15 protein-coding genes and 2 pseudogenes are annotated in these 15,187 nt (G+C 67.0%); 9 read left to right on the top strand and 8 right to left on the bottom strand.

Annotation, left to right across the window (positions count from 1 at the left end; all coding sequences use genetic code 11):
• Positions 1-244: 244 nt before the first annotated feature.
• From R2K23_RS13340 to R2K23_RS13320, 5 genes are read left to right on the top strand one after another with little or no spacing between them, the layout of a single operon-like run.
• Positions 245-1,834, top strand: coding sequence for a class I adenylate-forming enzyme family protein (locus tag R2K23_RS13340; protein WP_316510079.1), 1,590 nt, complete (start codon positions 245-247; stop codon positions 1,832-1,834).
• Positions 1,831-3,021, top strand: coding sequence for a lipid-transfer protein (locus tag R2K23_RS13335; protein ID WP_316510078.1), 1,191 nt, complete (start codon positions 1,831-1,833; stop codon positions 3,019-3,021). Before R2K23_RS13340 ends, R2K23_RS13335 begins: the two co-directional genes overlap by 4 nt.
• Entirely contained in the window at positions 3,021-3,791 is a 771-nt protein-coding gene (locus R2K23_RS13330; RefSeq protein WP_316510077.1) for a crotonase/enoyl-CoA hydratase family protein, read from the top strand. Before R2K23_RS13335 ends, R2K23_RS13330 begins: the two co-directional genes overlap by 1 nt.
• 38 nt (positions 3,792-3,829) lie before the next feature.
• Entirely contained in the window at positions 3,830-4,612 is a 783-nt protein-coding gene (locus R2K23_RS13325) for an SDR family NAD(P)-dependent oxidoreductase (protein WP_316510076.1), read from the top strand.
• Positions 4,609-5,403 (top strand): SDR family oxidoreductase, encoded by a 795-nt coding sequence (locus tag R2K23_RS13320; protein ID WP_316510075.1) that lies wholly within the window; start codon positions 4,609-4,611, stop codon positions 5,401-5,403. Before R2K23_RS13325 ends, R2K23_RS13320 begins: the two co-directional genes overlap by 4 nt.
• Before the next feature lie 138 nt (positions 5,404-5,541).
• Here R2K23_RS13320 and R2K23_RS13315 read toward each other — a convergent pair whose 3' ends face one another.
• Complete coding sequence (locus R2K23_RS13315; protein ID WP_316510074.1) at positions 5,542-5,997, bottom strand: TetR-type transcription factor C-terminal domain-containing protein; 456 nt, start codon at positions 5,995-5,997, stop codon at positions 5,542-5,544.
• Here R2K23_RS13315 and R2K23_RS13310 point away from each other — a divergent pair.
• From R2K23_RS13310 to R2K23_RS13300, 3 genes and pseudogenes are all read left to right on the top strand, one after another.
• Positions 5,896-6,405: an SDR family NAD(P)-dependent oxidoreductase gene (locus R2K23_RS13310; protein ID WP_316510073.1), complete on the top strand. Its 510-nt coding sequence runs from the start codon at positions 5,896-5,898 to the stop codon at positions 6,403-6,405. The two genes, R2K23_RS13315 and R2K23_RS13310, sit on opposite strands and share 102 nt — an antisense overlap.
• A 96-nt stretch (positions 6,406-6,501) precedes the next feature.
• Entirely contained in the window at positions 6,502-7,512 is a 1,011-nt protein-coding gene (locus R2K23_RS13305) for an acyl-CoA dehydrogenase family protein (protein ID WP_316510071.1), read from the top strand.
• Positions 7,513-7,544: 32 nt separating this feature from the next.
• A pseudogene (locus R2K23_RS13300) lies at positions 7,545-8,692 on the top strand (acyl-CoA dehydrogenase family protein).
• A gap of 8 nt (positions 8,693-8,700) precedes the next feature.
• On the opposite strand, the gene R2K23_RS13295 reads toward R2K23_RS13300, so the two are convergent.
• Positions 8,701-9,855 carry a thiolase family protein gene (locus tag R2K23_RS13295; protein WP_316517262.1) on the bottom strand — a complete coding sequence of 385 codons (1,155 nt, stop codon included), beginning with the start codon at positions 9,853-9,855 and terminating at the stop codon, positions 8,701-8,703.
• Here R2K23_RS13295 and R2K23_RS13290 point away from each other — a divergent pair.
• Positions 9,854-10,159, top strand: a pseudogene (locus R2K23_RS13290) (winged helix-turn-helix transcriptional regulator); the annotation flags it as partial. The gene R2K23_RS13295 and the pseudogene R2K23_RS13290 overlap by 2 nt on opposite strands.
• Before the next feature lie 24 nt (positions 10,160-10,183).
• On the opposite strand, the gene R2K23_RS13285 reads toward R2K23_RS13290, so the two are convergent.
• From R2K23_RS13285 to R2K23_RS13260, 6 genes are all read right to left on the bottom strand, one after another.
• Complete coding sequence (locus R2K23_RS13285) at positions 10,184-10,399, bottom strand: GAP family protein (protein WP_316510070.1); 216 nt, start codon at positions 10,397-10,399, stop codon at positions 10,184-10,186.
• Positions 10,400-10,413: 14 nt separating this feature from the next.
• Entirely contained in the window at positions 10,414-10,575 is a 162-nt protein-coding gene (locus R2K23_RS13280; protein ID WP_316510069.1) for a sulfite exporter TauE/SafE family protein, read from the bottom strand.
• A 34-nt stretch (positions 10,576-10,609) separates the two neighbouring features.
• On the bottom strand, positions 10,610-11,872 hold the full coding sequence (locus tag R2K23_RS13275) for an acyl-CoA dehydrogenase family protein (protein WP_316510068.1): 1,263 nt from the start codon (positions 11,870-11,872) through the stop codon (positions 10,610-10,612).
• On the bottom strand, positions 11,869-13,023 hold the full coding sequence (locus tag R2K23_RS13270; RefSeq protein ID WP_316510067.1) for an acyl-CoA dehydrogenase family protein: 1,155 nt from the start codon (positions 13,021-13,023) through the stop codon (positions 11,869-11,871). Before R2K23_RS13270 ends, R2K23_RS13275 begins: the two co-directional genes overlap by 4 nt.
• Before the next feature lie 49 nt (positions 13,024-13,072).
• Positions 13,073-14,302 (bottom strand): amidohydrolase family protein, encoded by a 1,230-nt coding sequence (locus tag R2K23_RS13265; RefSeq protein ID WP_316510066.1) that lies wholly within the window; start codon positions 14,300-14,302, stop codon positions 13,073-13,075.
• A 128-nt stretch (positions 14,303-14,430) separates the two neighbouring features.
• Positions 14,431-15,084: a TetR/AcrR family transcriptional regulator gene (locus tag R2K23_RS13260; protein WP_396891949.1), complete on the bottom strand. Its 654-nt coding sequence runs from the start codon at positions 15,082-15,084 to the stop codon at positions 14,431-14,433.
• Between the last annotated feature and the right edge of the window lie 103 nt (positions 15,085-15,187).

Raw genomic sequence — 15,187 nt, 5'->3', positions numbered from 1 at the left:
ACCTCTATCGCGTGGGGCGGGGGCCGTGGCCCCGCGCTCGACGCTGCCATGCTAGCCCGCGAACCGACCGTTTTATGACGGTGGTCACAAACGGTCGGCCGCGGTGTGGTGCTACACATGCCGTTGTATCCGGTGGCCACCGGCTGGTGGTTCTTCCTCCCATTGTTGGGTTGCCGACTGGCTCATAGCGTCGAATCCGAACCCGAAGTCCGGGTCTGCCCGAACGGCCAGAGAGGAAGCAGCGATGGAGCTGGCGACGCTGATTCGCCAAGGAGCCAAGCGGTTCCACGATCGTCCGATACTGCTCTGCGACCAGCAGGTGCAGACCTACGGGGACTGCTACGAGCGGGCCTGCCGCCTGGCCCAGGCGTTGCGGGGTCTCGGCTTGAAACCCGGTGACCGGGTGGCCACCCTCGTCGACAACTCACCCGAGGCGCTCGAGCTGATCTTCGGCGTCGCGCTGGGCGGGTTCGTCCGCGCTTCGCTGTACACCCACAACACTGGTGAGGTCAACGCTGACCTGTTGGTCGCGATCGGCGCATCGGCCCTGATCGTCCAGCACCGGCACCACCAGGCCATCGCGCCCTACGCCGAGCGGATTCCCGGCCTGACCCATGTGCTGGTCTGTGACGGCCCGGCCGACGGGACAGCACTGGGTTATGACGATGTGCTGGACGCCGCCGTTCCCGAGGACCTCAGGCTCGACATCCCGTCGGACTGGCCGCAGACGATCCGATTCTCGGCCGGCACCACCGGCCGGCCCAAGGCGGTCTACCACGATGTGGCGGGTTGGACGGCAGTCGGCGCCTATACGGCCAAGGCGCTGCCCGCGTTCACCCCCGACGACCGCTACCTGGCGGCGGGTCCGCTTTCCCATGCCAGCCTCATGCCGATGCCGGCCTTCGTCAGTACTGGCGGTTCGCTCGCGCTGATGCGTGGCTTTGACGCCGGCGCCTATCTGTCCCAGATCGCCGAACTGCAATGCACTTTCAGCTTCGGTGTCCCGACCATGATTCACGCGGCGGTGACACATCCGGCGCTGGCCACCACCGACGTGAGCAGCCTGCGCTGTGTGGCCTATGGCGGGTCGCCGATCACACCCGAGACCCTGCGGTTGGCACGCGCCTCCTTCGGAGACGTGTTGGTACAGATCTACGGGCAGAGCGAAGGTGCGCCGCTGACGGTACTGACACCCGAAGACCACGTCGCCGAGAACGGTAAATGGCGTGGGTCGGCGGGCCGAGCCCTGGCCGGGACCGAGGTGCTGATCGTCGATGCGGACGGTCGCGAGCTGCCACCCGGCGAGGTCGGCGAGATCGCGGCGCGCACGCCCACCGCCTTCGCCGGGGTGTGGGGCGACGAGCAAGCCACCAGAGACCGGTTCTTGCCGGACGGTGCGGTGCTCACCAGGGACATGGGCTACCTCGATGAGGACGGTTACCTGTTCCTCACCGGTCGCAAAGAGGATCTGATCATCTCCGGCGGCTACAACATCTGGCCCACCGAGCTCGAGCTGGTCCTCGCCGCCCATCCCGGCGTCGCCGAGGCGGCCGTCGTCGGAATCCCGCACGACCGGTGGGGGGAGACGCCGTTGGCGCTGATCGTGCCGACACCGGGGGCCGTGCTCAGCGGACCCGAACTCGTGGACTGGACCCGCGAGAAGCTCGGTCCGGTCAAGAAGGTCGGCGCCGTGATCTTCGGCGACGAACTGCCCCGATCGGCGATGGGCAAGGTACTGCGCACTCGTGTACGTGAACTTCACGACGAAAACCCCAGCGGAACTTGGTTTTCCGATCCATCGAACTCCCAAGGAACAGGAATGAGAACGCGATGAGAACCGCCCATGTCGTCGGCGTCGGGATGACGCCGTTCACCAAACCCGGTGTGTCGGGGGAAGATTACCCCGGACTGGCCCGGACTGCGGTGGTCGAGGCGTTGGCCGACGCCGGCATCGAATATTCCCGCGTCGAGCAGGCGGTGGTGGGCTATGTGCACGCCGATTCGACGGCAGGTCAGCGTGCGCTCTACGAGGTCGGGCGAACCGGTATACCGGTGCTCAACGTCAACAACAATTGCGCCAGCGGTTCCTCGGCCCTGTTCCAGGCCCGGCAACTGGTCGAAGCCGGCATGGCCGATTGCGTGCTGGCGGTGGGCTTCGAGAAGATGAAGTCCGGCTCGCTGGGTGCGATGACCTACCCCGATCTGGCCAGCCCGGTGCAGCCGTTCCTCGATGTGGCCGCCGGGCACCGGTCGCCCAGCGGCGCGCCGGCCATGTTGGAGCTGTTCCGCAACGCCGGTCTGGAACATCGCGAGAAGTTCGGCACCACCGCTGAGCAATTCGGCAAGGTCGCGGAGAAGAACCACCGGCACTCGGCGAACAACCCGCGGGCACAGTTCCGCACCGTGTACTCACTGGCCGAGATCATGGACTCCACCCAGGTCTGCGAAGGCCTGACCAAACTGCAGTGTTCTCCGACATCGGACGGCGCGGCCGCCGCGATCGTCGCCTCCGAGGAGTTTGTCTCCAGCCATGGCTTGGAGAGCCGGGCGGTACACATCGTCGGCCAGGCGATGACGACCGACAGCGACGCCACTTTCACCTCGGGCAGTGCGTTCGACGTGGTCGGTCGTGACGCATCTCAGCGAGCGGCCAATCAGGTCTATGACCGAACTGGTTTGGGGCCCGCCGATCTCGACGTGATCGAGTTGCACGACTGCTTCTCGATCAACGAGATCCTGATGTACGAGGCGTTGGGACTGTGCGCCGAAGGCGACGGTGGCCGGCTGATCGACGAGGGCGCCACCACCTACGGCGGACGCTGGGTGGTCAATCCGTCGGGTGGGTTGATCTCCAAAGGCCATCCCCTGGGGGCGACCGGGCTGGCCCAGTGCGCCGAGTTGGTCTGGCAACTGCGCGGCGAGGCCGGTGACCGCCAGGTCGAGGGGGCACGTACGGCGTTGTCACACAACCACGGACTCGGCAGCGCCTGCGTCGTCACGATGTATCGGAGGGCTTCCTGATGACTCACTCGGAATTGATCCGGCTCGAGCGTGTCGAGCACGTCGCCGTCATCACGATCAACCGGCCACGGCGTCGCAACGCGTTCGATCTGGCCACCGCCACCGCGATGGAAGCCGCCATCGACGAGTTCGAGGCGGATACCGAACTGCGGGTGGCGGTCCTCACCGGAACGGACGGAACGTTTTCCGCGGGCCAGGACATGAAGGCCGCCGCGACCGGCGAGATCGCCATGACCGAGCGCCGCGGCGGGTTCGGCATCATGGCCCAACCGCCGTCCAAGCCGGTGATCGCCGCCGTGGAGGGCCACGCCCTCGGCGGTGGGCTGGAACTGTGCCTGGCGTGCGATCTGGTCGTGGCCGCAAAGGGGGCCCGGATGGGTCTACCCGAAGCTGCGCGCGGCTTGCCGGCGATGGGCGGCGGACTGTTCCGGCTGCCTCGCCGGATCCCGTATCACCGCGCGATGGCGGTCGTGCTGACCGGTGTCCCGTTGAGCGCCGAGGAATTCCACGACTTGGGTCTGGTCAACGAACTGGCCGAGCCGGGACAGAGCCTCGCGGTCGCGATGCAACTCGCGACCAAGGTCGCCGCCGGCGGACCCGTCGCGGTGCAGGCCAGCCTTGAGATCGTCCGCCGTGCCCAGGAGTGGGGCGACCGGGCGAGCTGGGATCTGCAGGCCCCCTATGTCGATCCGGTGCTGGAATCGGAGGACTTCAAGGAGGGGCTCGCGGCCTTCGCAGAAAAGAGACAACCGGTATGGAAAGGGCGATGAGGATGACTCAGGCAGTGCCAACACATGTGGTTGGCCCGATGGACATGGCCGGGCGCGTCGCCGTGGTGACCGGCGCGGGCCAGGGCGTGGGACATCGCATCGTGACCGATCTGGCCCGCCTGGGCGCCGGGGGAGTGGCGGTCAACGATATCGACGCCGACCGGGCCGAGCGGGTTGCCGAGGAGATTCGCGAAACCGGGGTGCCGGCCATCGCGGCACCGGCCGATGTCGGCGACTTCGACGCGGTGGGAGCAATGTTCGCGATGATCGAACGTGAACTCGGACCGGTCGGCATCCTGGTCAACAACGCGGGCAACCAGGGCGGTGGCGGTACGGCGCCGCCATCGGTGCCGTTCTGGGAGCAGGTGCCCGAGCAGTGGGACCGCTCGGTGCGGGTCAACCTGCTGGGTGTGCTCAACTGTGCACGCCATGCGGTCGAGCAGATGGTCCGGGTGGGCAATGGTGGCCGCATCGTCACCGTCATCTCTGATGCCGGGCGGATGGGCGAGGGCAACGGTTTGGAGGCGTACTCCGGGGCGAAGGCCGGCGCGGCCGGGCTGACCCGGGCACTGGCCCGGATCGGCGGCCGATACTTGATCACGGCCAACTCGGTGGCACTCGGTGCTACCCACACCCCGGCCACCGCCGATATGCTCGCAGATGAGCGGGTGCACCGCAAAGTGCTGGAGCATTACATGATCCGACGAATCGGCGAGCCTGCCGACGGAGCGGCGATGATCTGTTTCCTGGCCTCGGAGGCTGCCGGCTGGATCACCGGACAGACGGTCGGCGTCAACGGTGGTTATTCGGTGACGCTGTGACGGGTTCACCAACCGATACCCTGTTCTCGGTTGCAGGCAAATCCGTCGTCGTGACCGGCGGATCCTCGGGGATCGGCGCGATGATCGCCACCGGTCTGGTCGAGGCGGGCGCCCGTGTGCTGATCAGCGCCCGCAAGGCCGATGCACTGGCCGAGCTTGCAGCTGCATTGGGCGGCAAGGGAAGTTGTGAGTATGTTGTCGCCGATGTCGGGACCCCGGACGGCAGCGTGGCCATCGCCGAGGCGGTGGCCACCACCTTCGACGATCGGCTCGATATTTTGGTGAACAATGCCGGGGCGACCTGGGGTGCGCCGATCGACGACTTTCCCGACGAGGCCTGGCACAAGCTGGCGAATGTCAATCTGATCGGTTTGTTTCGCTTGACCACCACGCTGCTGGGACCGCTGCGGCGGGCGGCTACAGCGGAGGCGCCGGCCCGGGTGGTCAACATCGGGTCACTGGCCGGGCTGCGGGCGACCGGGGTGGAGAACTATCCCTACAGCGCGACCAAGGCCGGGGTGCACATGCTGACCAGACACCTGGCCCACCGGTTGGCCCGCGAAGACATCACCGTGAATGCCATTGCGCCCGGCTACTTCCCGAGCCGAATGAGTGCGTTCGCTCTCGATGATGAGGCGACCCGCTCGGAGTTGCTGTCCAGCGTCCCGCTCGGACGTACCGGGGCGCCCGAGGACGTCGTGGGGGCCGTTCGGTTCCTCACCTCGCGGGCGGGGGCGTATCTGACCGGTAGCGTGCTCGAAGTGGACGGTGGTGCCGCCGGCGCCGGCTGAGCCCGGCCGGCGGCTCCGCCGTCAGCCGGGTCCGGGCAAGTGACACCGGGGAGAACCTCTGCAGGTGCCCGTCTGGGGCCCGGGTCACTCGCCGTCAGCGGGACGGATGAAGCCGGCCAACAGGCCGTGCACCTGATCCTAGATCTCTGCAGTGCCCATCCGGCCCGACGGCCGGTACCAACGGGTGATCGACACGAGCATGCCGTTGAGCAGATTGGACGCCGTGGCCACGTCGAGATCAGCTCGGATCACCCCGGCTTTTGCGCACTCACTCAGTAGCTGCTCGGTTGCGTGATTGACATCGCGGGCCCAGGACCGGTAGTTCCTCAGCGCCTGCGTTGACAGCTGGTGCTGGTCGGCGGTCAGCACCTGGTAGTAGGTCTGGTATTTGATCGCGTTGTCGACGTGCAGCCGGAGATAGGCCTCCAGTTTTTCCCGGTGGGTCATATCGCTGGTGACGATGCCACAACTATTTTCGGTGGGCTCGACATCGTGGTGAACAACGCGGCGGTCGGTTCCGCCGGGCGACTTCTGGATCTGGAACAACAGGACTGGGAACGGGTGCTCTCGGTCGGTGTCGGTGGCGTGCTCCACGCGATTCGCCATGCGGCACCGGCCATGCGTGCCCGCGTTGGGGGTGCTTTCGTGAACATCTCCTCGATAGCCGGTCGGCGTGCGATGTACGGTATGGCTGCTTACGCTGCGGCCAAGGCCGGCGTGGAAGCGATAACCCGTTGCGCGGCTCTGGAATTGCGAGCCGACGCAATCCGGGTCAATGCGATCGCACCGGGGATGATCCGTACCAAGGCGGCAACGGCCAATCAGCTGGCACTCGGCCAGGCCTTCGGTGCCGAAGTGAGTGAGTACGTCCAGCGCAGCCAAGGCCGATGGGGCGAACCCGACGAGGTCGCCGCGGTCGCGGTGCACCTGGCCTCCGATGAAGCATCCTTCACCACCGGACAGACCTACCTACTGGACAACGGAGCGAGCGTGCTGGCGTGACCAGCCGACGTACACGAAAGGCAAATGCACACAGATGAGTAAAACGATCGACCGGCAGGACTTCGTGCGGTCGCTGCGCGATTTCGTCAAGCGCGAGTGCGGGACCCGGGAACGACGCCAGGAGTTGAGCTCCAACGGACACGTCACGCACAACCAGGAGCTGTATCGCAAACTCGCCGGGCTGGGCTGGGCTGGGTTGGTTGCGCGATACCGGCCGAGTACGGCGGCGGTGGCGGCAGCGCGTCGGATGCCTGCCACCTGGTCGAGGAGATGTCCTACGGTTTGGCGCCGCTGTTCGGCCTCGGGGTGTCACTGGTCAGTGCGACCGTTGTCGAGCGGTTCGGCACCGAGGAGCAGAGGCAGGACATTCTCGGCGGAGTGTGCCGCGGCGAGGTGTTGGCGACCGCGATCAGCGAGCCGGGGGCCGGATCGGACCCCGCGTCGATGATGTGCCGGGCCGAACGCCGCGGTGACAGTTATGTCATCAACGGACAGAAGACCTGGATCTCGTGTGCGCACATCGCCTCTCGGATACAGGTGTTGTGCCGGACGGACACCAGCGGGTCCAAACACGACGGAATCACCATGATCGACGTGCCGGCCGACGCCGAAGGCCTGGAGGTCCGGACGATCACCCGGGCGCTGATCTTCAGGGTATTGCCCGTCCTGGCCATGACGATTGCGGCGGGCGTGGCCGTACTGAAATGGCACCAGGTTTCGCTGCGCGCAGACCACCGCGCATCGATCGAGTCGGTGCAGGCCGCGACCGAGGCGACGATCATGATGCTGTCCTACAACCCCGACACGGTCGAACGTGATCTGGGCACGGCCCGCGATGTGCTCACCGGAAGCTTCCGCGACGCCTACATCTCCCTGACCGATGATGTCGTCATTCCCGGCGCCAAACAGCGGCAGATCTCAGCGGTTGCGACGGTACCGGCCGCCTCATCGGTATTCAGCAGCGAAAACCGGGCGGTGGTACTGGTATTCGTCAACCAGGCCACCACTGTCGGTTCCGAGGCCCCCAGCGACAGCGCGTCGAGTGTGAAGGTGACCCTCGACAAGCACGGCGGCCGGTGGCTGGTTTCCGGATTCGACCCGATCTGACCGGGGGGCGGGGCCGAGGAAAGGGCGATGACATGACGACAGACAACTCCTGGCGCAACGACGACACCAAGGCGGTTTTCGACCTCGCGACGGATTTTTTGAGCGCGAGGTGGTTTCCCGACATGAGGTGTGGTACACCCAGCACTGCATCGACCGCGAGGTGTGGCGCGCGGCCGGGAAGCTGGGCTTGCTGTTGTGTTCGATCCCCGAGGCCTACGGCGGTGGCGGCGGGACATTCGCCCACGACCTCGCGGTGTTCGAAGCCTAGGGGTACGCCGGCGATCTGAGCCTGGGTATCTCGGTGCACAGCGGAATCGTTCCGCACTACCTGCTGGAATACGGCAGTGAGGCGCAGAAATCGACCTGGCTTCCCGGCATGGCCACCGGCGAGATCCTGGGTGCGATCGGGATGTCCGAACCGGGAGCCGGTTCGGACCTCAAGGCCATCCGCACCACCGCGATTCGCGACGGAGATGAGTATGTTGTGAACGGCTCGAAGACGTTCATCACCAATGGGTCCTCCGCCGACATGATCGTGTTGGCCGTCAAAACCGATCCAGCTGCGGGCGCCAAGGGGGTATCGCTGCTCATCGTCGACCTACGTGCCTGTCCCGGGTTCACGGTCGGGCGGGTGCTGGACAAGGTCGGCCAACACGGTGCCGATACCGCGGAGCTCGCGTTCACCGATGTGCGGGTTCCGGTCGACAATCTGCTCGGCGAATCGGAGGGCCGCGGCTTCGGCCAACTGAAGGCGCAACTGGTTCAGGAACGCTTGATCATCGGGGCCCAGGCCAGTGGTGCCATGCAGCGCGCAGTGCAGGACACGGTGCGCTACACCCGAGAGCGCCAGGCCTTCGGGCACAGTCTGTTCGACTTCCAAAACACCGCCTTTGAGCTCGCCGAGTGTCATACCATCGCCACCACCTGCCGGGTGTTCCTCGATCACTGCATCGAGCAACATCTGCGCGGGCAACTCGATGCGGAGCAGGCCGCGATGCTCAAGTACTGGCTCACCGACCGGCAGTGCGAGGTCGTCGATCGGTGCGTTCAGCTGTACGGCGGCTATGGGTACATGCGGGAGTATCTGATCGCCCGGATGTACGAAGACGCTCGGGTGCAGCGGATCTACGCCGGGGCGAATGAGGTGACGAAGTCGATCATCGCCAAATCCCTGACCTAAGCGCAGCTCTACAGCCGCTCGATGATGGTGGCGTTGGCCATGCCGCCGCCCTCACACATGGTCTGCAGGCCGTAGTGTCCACCGCGCTGTTCGAGCGCATTGACCAGGGTGGTCGTCAGGCGAGCCCCGCTGGCGCCGAGCGGATGCCCGGTCGCGATGGCCCCGCCGTTGACGTTGGTCTTGCTCAGGTCGGCCCCGACGTCATGCGCCCAGGCCAGCACCACCGGCGCGAAGGCCTCGTTCACTTCGAACAGGTCGATGTCCGCCAGCGTCAAACCCGCACGCGCCAGGACCTTTTCGGTGGCCGGGATGACACCGGTCAGCATGTAGAGCGGGTCGGATCCCGCGACGGTGGTGGTATGAATCCGCGCGAGCGGGCTCAAACCCAGCTTCCTGGCCGTCTCACCGCTGGTGATCATCACCGCCGCGCTGCCATCCGACAGCGGGGACCAGTTGCCCGGTGTTATCGCCCAGTCGATCTGCGGGAAGCGCGCCGCGTAGGCCTCGTAGTAGAACGCCGGCTTCAGCCCGGCCAGGGTGTCCACCGTGGTACCCGGCCGGATGATCTCGTCGGTGCTCAGGCCGGCGATCGGGGCGAGCTCGGCCTCGAACCGTCCCTCCTTGGTGGCCCGGGCCGCCTTTTCATGGCTGGCCGCGGAGAACTCGTCGAGCTGGGCGCGGGAGAAGCCCCATTTGGCCGCGATCAGCTCCGCGCTGATGCCTTGCGGGACAAGGCTGTCGGCGTAACGCTCGGCAAAGGCCAGGCCGAACGGGTCGCTGCCGGGCAACACTGAGCTGCCCATCGGCACCCGGGACATGGACTCCACTCCCGCGGCGATCACGATGTCGTAGGCCCCGGCGAGCACACCCTGGGCGGCGAAACTGATCGCCTGTTGCGAACTTCCGCACTGGCGATCCACCGTGGTGCCGGGAACGCTCTCCGGGAAGCCCGCGCCCAGCAGCGCGTTGCGGGCGATGTTTACTGCCTGGTCGCCGACCTGGGTGACGGCTCCGGCGATCACATCGTCGACCAGGACTGGGTCGATGCCGGTGCGGGTGATCAACTCCCGCAGGCTGTGGGCCAGTAGGTCGGCCGGCAGGACGCCGTGCAGCGCCCCGTTGGTCTTGCCTTTGCCGATCGGGGTCCGGACCGCTGCCACGATGACTGCGGCCGCCGCGTCCGCGCTGCTGAACGACCTGGTGCAGGCCGGTCTGCTGCAGCGCCGGCCGTATCAGGAGCCGGGCCAACGCAGCCGGGACGAGTACGTGCTCACCGACTCCGGAGTCGATTTCATGCCGGTGGTGTGGTCGCTGTTCGAATGGGGTCGCAAGCACGTTCCTCCCGGCACCCCGTTACGGCTGGCCCACGACGGCTGCGGTGCCCAGGCCGGGGTCGAAATCCGTTGTGAGCACGGCCACCGGGTGCCCGCCGACGAGCTCGTCGTCCGCGCCGAGCGTCCGGCGTAGCGACGCCTTCGGCTCGGTGGGTGCTCAGAGGTGGGTGAGGCCCATGACCAGAAAGAACACGCCGACCGCGCCGGCGATCAGGGCCACGACCAGACGATGCCGGCTGCGGATCCAGCCATAGATCCGCTCGACGGCCGATCGGGTGGGCTCCGGGGCCACCCAGAAGCTGATGATCGGGATCAGCGCCGCCAGGAAGCCGACCAGATTGAACACCACCAGCGCGGTCATCTGCTCGGCCACCGCGGCACCCGAGGTCAGGGCGGCGGCATCGCGGCCAGGTAGTAGGGGGTGGGAAAGCCATTGGTCAGGCCCAACACTGCGGCCGCCCACGCCGCCTCACCCCGCAGCGCGGCCTGCAAGCCGGACAGCAGTTTCGACAGCGCGGGCGGCGGGTCCACCGTGGGCGCAGCGGTCATGGCCGCCACTTTAGTGTCAGCGGCCGGGACCAGGTCAGGATCGTCCGCGTTTGACTTCGTTGAAGGGGATGCCGCGGTCCGCGGCGGGTTCGCGCGGGAAGCCCAGCACGCGTTCGCCGATCACGTTGCGCGCCATCTCGCTGCTGCCGCCGCCGAGCGAACCGGTCTGGCGGGACAGGTACCGGACCCCGATGTCGAGCATCCCGGCCAGCTCGCCGCCCTCGTCGACGACGCCCGCGGTGCCGGCGATCGCCAGCGCGGTGTCGACCTCGAGTTCGGTGGTCTCGGCGTGGAACAGCCGGATCAACGTCCCGGCGTTCGGCGGCAGGGAGCCGTTGGCGATGGCGGCGCCGACGTGATCGATCAGTTGCTTCTTGACGATGCGGCGCACCAGCGCGCGCCCGGCCAGGTCCTGGACCCGCGGGTCGTCACCCTGCCCGGTGCGCTCGGCGATCCCGACGTGGTCGGGCGGCATCTCGTTGGCGTTCTCCGCGCCGGTGCCGCTGGCGAACTCGGAGCCGCCGCCCACGGCGCGCCGTTCGTGATGGAGCTGGCGCGTGGCCACCGTCCAGCCGTCGTTGACCTCGCCGACCACCGCATCGTCGGTGAGTTCGAGACCGTCGAAGAACTCCTCGCAGAATTCCTCGTTGCCGTTGACCTCTTTGATGCGGCGCATGGTGATTCCGGGCGCGTTCAGCGGCACCAGGAACATGGTCAGGCCCTCGTGCTTGGGCACGGTCCAGTCGGTACGTGCCAGCATCAGCCCGTAGTCACCGGCGAACGCGCTGGTGCTCCAGGTCTTGGCGCCGTTGATGATCCACTTGTCGTCCTTGCGGTCCGCGCGCGTGATCACCCCGGCCAGGTCGGAGCCGCCACTGGGCTCGGACAGCAGCTGCACCAGGATCTCGTCGCCGCGGATCGCCGCCGAGATGCGCTCGCGCTTCTGCTGTTCGCTGCCCACGTCGAGGATGGTGGCGGCGCAGATGGTGAACGAGGGCGTGTTGAGGATCAACGGCATCTCGTAGCACCGGCACTCGTCGTTGAACGCCTTCTGGTAGGCGAAATCGAGGCCCAGGCCGCCGTATTCGCGGGGGAAGCAGATGCCCGCGAAACCGCCGGCGTACAACCGCTTCTGCAGTTCCTTGGCCCGATCCCAGGACTGCTGCTCGGCGCGCACGGAGAACGGCGGGTTGTCCGGGTCGATGCGCGGCATGTTCTCGGCCAGCCACGCACGGGCGCGCGCGGCGAACTCCGCCACCGACTCGGTGGTCTCGGGCGCTGTCACCGTCTCGGTCATGAGGGGGTATCCGACTTCCTACTCAGGGCGTACACGGCGCGGTGATGATCTTCCGGTGCGCCGAACATGGCACGGTACAGCGATATCCGGCGCAAGTAGAGGTGCAGGTCGTGCTCCCAGGTCACGCCGATACCGCCGTGCAACTGCACGCAGTCCTGCAGCATCACCGGGGCGCGTTCGGCCACATAGGCTTTGGCGACACTGACCAGCAGCGGCGCGTCGTCGGCGCGGGCAGACACGGCGGCGACCGCGCCGGCGGTGGTGCCGCGGGCGGCTTCGAACCACATCTTCATGTCCGCCGCGCGGTGCTTGAGCGCCTGATACGACGCCAGCGGGCGGCCGAAGCTGTGTCGGTCGACCAGCCACTGGTTGGTCATGGCCAGCACCGCCTCAAGGATCCCGACGATCTCCGCGCATTGCAGGACCAGCGCGATCTGGCGTTGCCGTTCGACGATGGCTGGGGTCTGTTCAGCATCGCCGACGGCGGCCGATGTGTCCACCTCGACACCGTCGAATTCGATTCGGGCATAACGCTTGACCAGGTCGATGGAGTCCTGCGTGGTCACGGTGACGCCGGGCGCGTCGGTGGGGACCAGGAACTGGCGCAGCGCGCCGTCGCAGCGGGCCAGCACCAGCACCGCGCCGCTCTCGGCGCCCGCCTCGACGCGGTCCTTCACACCGTCGATCCGGTAGCCCGAGTCGGTACGGGTTGCGGTGGTCTGGATTTCGGTGCCGTCGGCGTCCTGCAGGCGCAACGGCCGGCGTGGTTCGTACACCGCCCAGGAGGCCACGAGTTCGCCGGCGACCAGCGCCTCGATGGTCTCTTCGTGACCGTCCGGCGCCTCGACCAGCCCGGCCAGCACCGTGCTGACCGGGTGCAGTGGGCCGGGCGCCACTGACCGACCGATCTGCTCGGCCACCAGGGCGAGGTCGGCGACCCCGTCACCGGAAACGCTTCCGCCGCCGAGTTCTTCGGGCACCAGCAGGCTGGCCCAACCCAGTTCTGCGGCCCGCTGCCACCACGCGGGCTCGAAGGACGTCCCGGCGTCGTGCAGCCCACGGACGTGGGTCAGCGACGCTTCCTTGTCCAGGAACGCCCGCGTGGTGGAGACGAACAGCAGCTGTTCCGGGTTGGCGGCGAGATCGGTCATGAAATCGGTTCAGCCTCTGGGTAGTCGAAGTCCGGTGGGGGAGATGATGTCAGGCGATGACGAGGGCCGGCACGTCGGGCTTGTGAACCTTCTTGTTCTCGACCTTGAACAGGTCGACCAGGTTGCCGCCCATGACCTTTCGGATGCCGTCCTCGTCGAGACCGTTGCGCTCCAGGTCGTCGACCAGGTTGATCGGGTCGGCCAGGCCCTCCGGGTGCGGCCAGTCCGACCCGAAGATGATCCGGTCGATACCGCACAGGTCGGCCATCTCCTTGAAGTTGTCCTCCCAGAACGGCGCGACGTACACGCACCGCTTGAAGGCCTCGATCGGATCCTCCGGGAACTCCTGGGGCATCTTCGAATAGACGTCCTTGAACTGGTAGAAGAGGTAGGGCACCCAGGAGGCGCCGTTCTCCACCGACAGGATGCGCAGGTCCGGGTTCCGGGTCAGCGCGCCGTGACACACCAGCGCGGCCATGGTGTCCTCGATGGGCCGCTTGCCCATCGCGACCATGCGGAACGACGTCGGCTTGAACGGCAGGAACTCGTCGGCCGGCTCCCAGTCGTTGAGGTACTGGGAGTAGCCGCTGTCGGAGGCGTGCATGCAGACCGGGACGCCGGCCTTGACGCAGGCATCCCAGAACGGGTCGAACTCGGGCAGGCCCAGCGACCGGGTGCCGCGGTAGCCGGGGACCGGCGCCGGGCGGACCAGCACGGTCTTGGCGCCCCGCTCGAGGCACCATTCCAGCTCCTCGAGGGCGCGGTCGACGACGCCGAGGTTGATCACCGGCGTGGAGAAGATGCGGTTCTCGTAGTTGAACGACCAGGTCTCGTACATCCACTGGTTGAGCGCGTGGACGATGTCGAGGATCAGGTCCGGGTCGTCCTTGAGGCGCTCCTCGACCAGGCTGGCCAGGGTGGGGAACATGATGGTGTAGTCCAGACCCAGGCCGTCGAGCACCTCGAGGCGGGCCTCGGGATTGCGGAAGGCGGGGATCGCCTTCATCGGCTTGCCCAGCACCTCGCGGTAGCTCTTCCCGCCGCTGCCGTGCCGGAAGTACTCCTCCTGGGCGCCGGGCCGCGCGACCACCTCGAAGGTGGGGTTGGGGATGTAGTCGCTGATCTGGTTGCGCACGACGATCTTGGTGCGACCCCGCACGTCGATGTAATCGATGACGCCCTTGCGGTGCTCGGGCAGGAACTGCGTGAGGGCTTCCTTGGGCTCGTAGAAGTGGTTGTCGGCGTCGAACACCGGATAGTCGAGATTCCGTGACGGCATGTTGGGCTCCTCATGTCGTTTTTCGGTGCGACGGTAATGGCATTACCGCAGTTTGGTAACGAGATTACCACGGGAGGCAACACGGTGCCAGAACCGCTTACGGTATGTCGTTTGCGCTGTTCAGGGCGTTATTTGAGGAGGCCGCGGAGGCTGAATTCGTACACGTGGCGGCCCTCGATGGCCACCCCGTTGAGCTCCGCGCCCAGGTCGCGCAGCCGCAGCGCCCCCAGGGCGGTGTGCATCAGGATCGTCGCGTCGGTGTCGACATCGAGATCGGGCCGGAACACCCCGTCGGCGATGCCACGCCGCAGGATGTCGCTGACCAGCCGGTTCAACGGGGCCAGCACCTTGGCGAACTCCTTGGGGCGCGTCTCGAGCAGGTGGTCGTTGTAGTACGTCAGACCCCGGTTGATGCCTTCCTGCGTGGTCGATTCCGCCGGCGCGCTCACCCGGTCGATCAGCAGGCGCAGCGCCTCGTCGCTGGGCATACCGGCGGTCTCGGCGGTCCAGCGCTCGGTGGCGTCGGACATGATCTTCTCGACCAGGGCCAGCAGCAGCTCATCCTTGGTGGCAAAGTGCTGGTAGAACGCCCGCAGCGACGTCTTGGACCGTTCCACGACCTCCAGCACGGTGAAGTCCGTGCGGCCGGTCTCGCCGAGGATCGCCAGCGCGGAGCGCATGAAACTCTGCGCGCGCGCCTGCGATTTCGCGCGGGCCGGGTCGGTCTCGGGCCCGGCATCGGCCCGCGGTCGCCGGGAATCGGCTCCGCTCACCTTGGCCATCGCGTACCCCTACCGAAATCGTGCGCGGCGCCGGGGGCCGCGCGTTTGGTGCCCGAGGGTACCGGTTGGCGGACATGCTGTGCGAGTGTCTAGCGCGCGTGGC

The sequence above is a fragment of the Mycolicibacterium sp. MU0050 genome (assembly GCF_963378085.1).
GTDB classification, from domain to species: Bacteria; Actinomycetota; Actinomycetes; order Mycobacteriales; family Mycobacteriaceae; genus Mycobacterium; species Mycobacterium wendilense.
Note: the sequence above shows the minus strand (reverse complement) of the source record. Positions and strands in the feature narration are given on the sequence as shown.